Below are 4,028 nucleotides of genomic sequence, written 5' to 3'. Positions count from 1 at the left end.
GCCCGGTCCCATTCCGAACCCGGAAGCTAAGCCTGCCAGCGCCGATGGTACTGCACTCGCGAGGGTGTGGGAGAGTAGGTCACCGCCGAACACAACTTCACACGCGAGAACCCCAACCCCTCACGGGTTGGGGTTCTCGCCATTTCACCACCCCGCCTCCAACCACCCCCAAAACCCGCATCCCGCCGGCACCAGCCCACCGGCACCAGCCCGCCAGCCCCGGACCACTACCCACCACCCACCACACCCACAGACGCCGGGGGCCAGCCTGGGTATCCCGACTCATCCACGTCGGGGCGACGAGGATCGCTGCAGACCGGCGGCAATCGACCGTGCAGCTAACGACCGCGCGCTTTGGACGATTGCGGCCGAGCGACCGATCGGATACGCGTGGCTGATGGCCCACAGTGAGCAGGAGCGCCCTGATCTGGGGGCTGGGCTGGGCGGGGAGACGAAGCGCGGCGCTGTATTGGGTGGCTTGGTGGCCGAGATTGAGTCCGGTGCGCCCAGCATCAGCAGGCCTGCCTGCGGATCGCTAGATGGCGGACTTTTCGTCGGCGCGAGTACCTCGGCGTGGGTGACGACGAGGCGGCCGGTCATCCCGGCGGCAACGAGCGCGCCGGCGAGGATCTTTCCCCAGCGGCCGATTGGCGTGGTCAAGGTAGCCACGATCCGTCTCCTGTCGTAGGGGAGGGACTCGAGTCGGAAGAACAAGTTCGTCGTGTCGGAGTCGAACGGGATGTAGTCGACCTGGTTGAAGACGAGCAGCTACATCGATGCTCGCTTCGCGTAGCTCGGCTTCGAGACGGGTAGCTGCGTGGCCTTCGAACTGCCCGGGGTAGCCGGCGGCGATCGCGTTGCAACCGGCTGTGTCCGCCAGGAGTGTGGGGAAGTCCTTTCGCATGTGCGGCTGCCGAACGTGCGAGGGTGGTCGGCATCTTGAACACCCTGGCGGCACAGACGACCGGGGCGGCTTTACTGCTCAAGCCGCTGCCTCTGAGTCGAGGGGCACGACGCCGGCGATAGGCGAGGTCGTACAGGGCGTCGTAGCCGCGTACCGACGGTGCTAACAGCTCGAGGAACCGAGCCGGCTGCCGGTTACTCGCTGGCTCGATGTAGTCCATCTAATCGAAACCGACGGAGTGCTGGCGCACTGATCGGCACGCAAGGTCGGGCTATCTGGTCTGGCCAACTGCTCGGAGAACTCTGCGGGTGCGTCCGGGACCAGTGAACCTCCCAGCCATCAGGATCGACCTGCCGAGGTACTTGTCGGGGCGTGCAGCCGCACCCTGGACTTTCGGTCATCGAGATGAACCGCGAGATCGCGAGCGTAGAAGCCCACACCCGCATCTGGGCGCTCTGGCCATCAGCCACGGGTCGTGTGCTGGAAAACTACAGACCGTAGTGCGTCGTATCGCCAAGTTTATGCTCGATCCGACACATCAGGTCGGCCCCGCGACACTCCGAACGTTCCGGCTGTACGCGCCACCGAGCACCGTTATCGCATGCGGCCACGCGCTCCGTTCGGCTATCACGGTTGCCGGCATCGTCAGTCACCCGGCCTGAAACCTCGGGATCCAGGGGTCCTTGATGTCGACCAGCGATGCTCTCTGCGCCCTTGGCTCTCGGGCGGCGCCGAGGACGCGAGCGCAGATCTCATCGTGCCATTCGCGATCCCAATGGCTTTGGAGTTCTCGTTGATCGGAACGGCTTAACTGCCCGCGCGACCGACCAGTCTCGGCCGCCTTCTCGGCTGCAATCACCCGCTCAGGGGAGGCGAGGGCTCAGTTTCCACCGGATAGCCGGTGTCAGTCGAGTTCTGGCGGTGACACCATCGCGCGGTCCTGGATGACTGCCTGTCATTCGGTCAGTCGCAATGCTCGTAGCCGCCTGGCCAGGAGGCTCGGGTGCCACTGCGGTGCGCTGGGATCGATGTGGATATGGGCGTCGTGCTCTAAGAGGAAGTCGAGCGCTGTCCGCGATTCGAGTCCTGCGAGAGCGACCCCCACGCAGAAATGGATCCCGCGGCCGAAGCTCAGGTGCGCACCGTCGTCCCGACCCGGGTGAAACTCGTCGGGCCGGTCGAAGTACTGTTCGTCGCGGTTCGCGCGCCCCCAGAGCAGGAACACGCGAGAGTCCGCGGGCAGACGTGTGCCGCCGAGTTCGGTATCGCTGACCACGTGGCGGTAGTGGCCCACGAAGGGCGCGTCGAGCCTGAGAACTTCTTCGATGAACTCATCCCGCCGGGGCGGAACGTCACGCATGGCGGCGAGATGCTCAGGGTGTCGGCCGAGACGTCATGCCAGGGATCCCAGGTGGCCGACGGTTGATTAAATTCCGGCCACGATGAGCTGGACAAGGACGTAAGTCGCGACGTCGTGGTCGATGTCTGAGTTGTTTACCAGGCGTGCCAGGTCTCCGACCACGGTAGGGGGAAGGACGACCCGGGCCCGGTGGAGCCGCTCATCGAGGAACGCCATGAAGTTCCCGACACTGTTGACCGCGTCGTCCAGTTCGTCCTGGGTCACCACGCCGTCGAGGATCGCGGGGCTGGCGAAGGCCCAGGTCAGTAGTTGGTCTCGGTGCTGCGGAACGCCGATGAGCTCGGCGACGACCGCCGCTGGGAGTTTCTCGGCGATCTCGGTGACCCAGTCAATTCCGTCGTCGTAGCTCTCCGACCACAGTTGCCGGATGGTCTGGTCTACAAATGGTGCGCAGGACCGCAGCTTTCGTGGCGTCAGTGACGGAAGGACAAGCGTGCGGTGGATTCGGTGGGTCTGTCCGTCGGCAGTAGCCAAGGCGTGGATGGGGGACCCGAGTCCGGCGACGGGACACTCCGTGATTGCCCCGTGTTCGTCGATGACCATCGTGGCGGTGAGATTGGACGAGAACTCCGCGGTCCGCGCGGTCACCTCGGCGATCAGGTCCCGGGACCGTACCAAGTAGAAGGTCGAGTCGCCGAGTCGCTCGATCGGCGGGCCCGGGTGTGTCGACTCGAGAAGGATCATCATCTGCTGTGCGGTAGTCATGGCTGACAGACTCGCGCATCAGCCCGTGCAGGTCGACGCCTCCGCAGACAACCGAGACGGCGCGCGCTGCCGTGCGCGCAGGGTGTTTCACGCCGCCTTCGTACGCTGCGCCGACGTTGCGACGGCCGGGAAGGGGTGTCTCATAATGAGATATGACCGAAGACTGGTTGCTGGGTGCGGCGAGGGACCGACACGCACGCGATCGCCTGCTAGCCGTGGCCTCGTCGCTGATTGTTGAGAAGGGAATCGACGGGCTCGATGTCTCAGAACTCGCGTGCCGGGCACACTGCTCACGGGCGACCGTCTACCGACACGTTGGAGGTAGGGCGGCGATCATCGAAGCGGTTCTCACACGGTCTTCGGCGCGCATCGTCGAGGAAGTTGCCGCGCACGTGGAGGGGCTCACGGGGCGGCGGCGTGTTATCGCCGCTTTGACATCCGCGCTGGCGGCGGCCCGCCGTGACCGCATCGCATCACAGTTTTTCTCTTCCGGCGTTGCCGCGCAGTCCCAGGCGCTCATCGAGTCGCAGACCGTATCCGGTATCGCTGCCGAGCTGATCGGACTGAAGCAGCCGCCCGATGAGCACGTCCAGCTCGCGGTTCGAGTACTGCTCTCGTTCCTCTGGTGGCCCGCCGGCGAAGGGGAACAGACCCAACTCGATCTCCTTGCCGACTTCGTGGCAGATCGCGGTGCGCAGCACTCGAGGTGACCGGTACTCCAGCTCGAGTTCGCGGCCCGGGCATTGATGGCGCGCGGTCGATAATGCATCGGAGCCTGTTTCCCGGGCCGGCGCTCGAGGTCGGACCGCCACTTCGATTCAACCGAGGGGACCGGTTCTGCCGAAGCTCCAGATCTGAGCACGTGCAACAGAGCGATGGTGTAGCGACGTTCATGCCCGTTGACCTGGGGATTTGGTGTTGTGTTGGGGTGCGTGTAACTTTATCGGAGCCGCCAGGGAGCGGGGTTCGGGCCGAGAGGTTCCGGGCCTTGGACCAGGG

4 protein-coding genes and 1 rRNA gene are annotated in these 4,028 nt (G+C 65.0%); 2 read left to right on the top strand and 3 right to left on the bottom strand.

The window, feature by feature from the left end:
- Window positions 1-91 (top strand): 5S ribosomal RNA (rrf, locus tag ACWIFB_RS17235); the annotation flags it as partial.
- Between the two features lie 191 nt (window positions 92-282).
- On the opposite strand, the gene ACWIFB_RS17230 is transcribed toward rrf, so the two are convergent.
- From ACWIFB_RS17230 to ACWIFB_RS17220, 3 genes are all read right to left on the bottom strand, one after another.
- Window positions 283-768: an ATP-binding protein gene (locus tag ACWIFB_RS17230; RefSeq protein ID WP_454058888.1), complete on the bottom strand. Its 486-nt coding sequence runs from the start codon at window positions 766-768 to the stop codon at window positions 283-285.
- 1,091 nt (window positions 769-1,859) lie between these two features.
- Window positions 1,860-2,264 (bottom strand): cytochrome P450, encoded by a 405-nt coding sequence (locus tag ACWIFB_RS17225; RefSeq protein ID WP_454058887.1) that lies wholly within the window; start codon window positions 2,262-2,264, stop codon window positions 1,860-1,862.
- Window positions 2,265-2,330: 66 nt separating this feature from the next.
- Window positions 2,331-3,029: a hypothetical protein gene (locus tag ACWIFB_RS17220; RefSeq protein WP_454058886.1), complete on the bottom strand. Its 699-nt coding sequence runs from the start codon at window positions 3,027-3,029 to the stop codon at window positions 2,331-2,333.
- 152 nt (window positions 3,030-3,181) lie between these two features.
- Between ACWIFB_RS17220 and ACWIFB_RS17215 the strand changes: the two genes are divergently transcribed.
- Window positions 3,182-3,739 carry a TetR/AcrR family transcriptional regulator gene (locus ACWIFB_RS17215; protein ID WP_454058885.1) on the top strand — a complete coding sequence of 186 codons (558 nt, stop codon included), beginning with the start codon at window positions 3,182-3,184 and terminating at the stop codon, window positions 3,737-3,739.
- Window positions 3,740-4,028: the final 289 nt, after the last annotated feature.

The sequence above is a fragment of the Dietzia sp. NPDC055340 genome, from assembly GCF_053645335.1.
Note: the sequence above shows the minus strand (reverse complement) of the source record. Positions and strands in the feature narration are given on the sequence as shown.

Coding starts and splice junctions, on each gene's coding strand:
- ACWIFB_RS17225 (WP_454058887.1), bottom strand. CDS start 2,264: ATGCGTGACGTTCCGCCCCGGCGGGATGAGTTCATCGAAGAAGTTCTC.
- ACWIFB_RS17215 (WP_454058885.1), top strand. CDS start 3,182: ATGACCGAAGACTGGTTGCTGGGTGCGGCGAGGGACCGACACGCACGC.
- ACWIFB_RS17220 (WP_454058886.1), bottom strand. CDS start 3,029: ATGACTACCGCACAGCAGATGATGATCCTTCTCGAGTCGACACACCCG.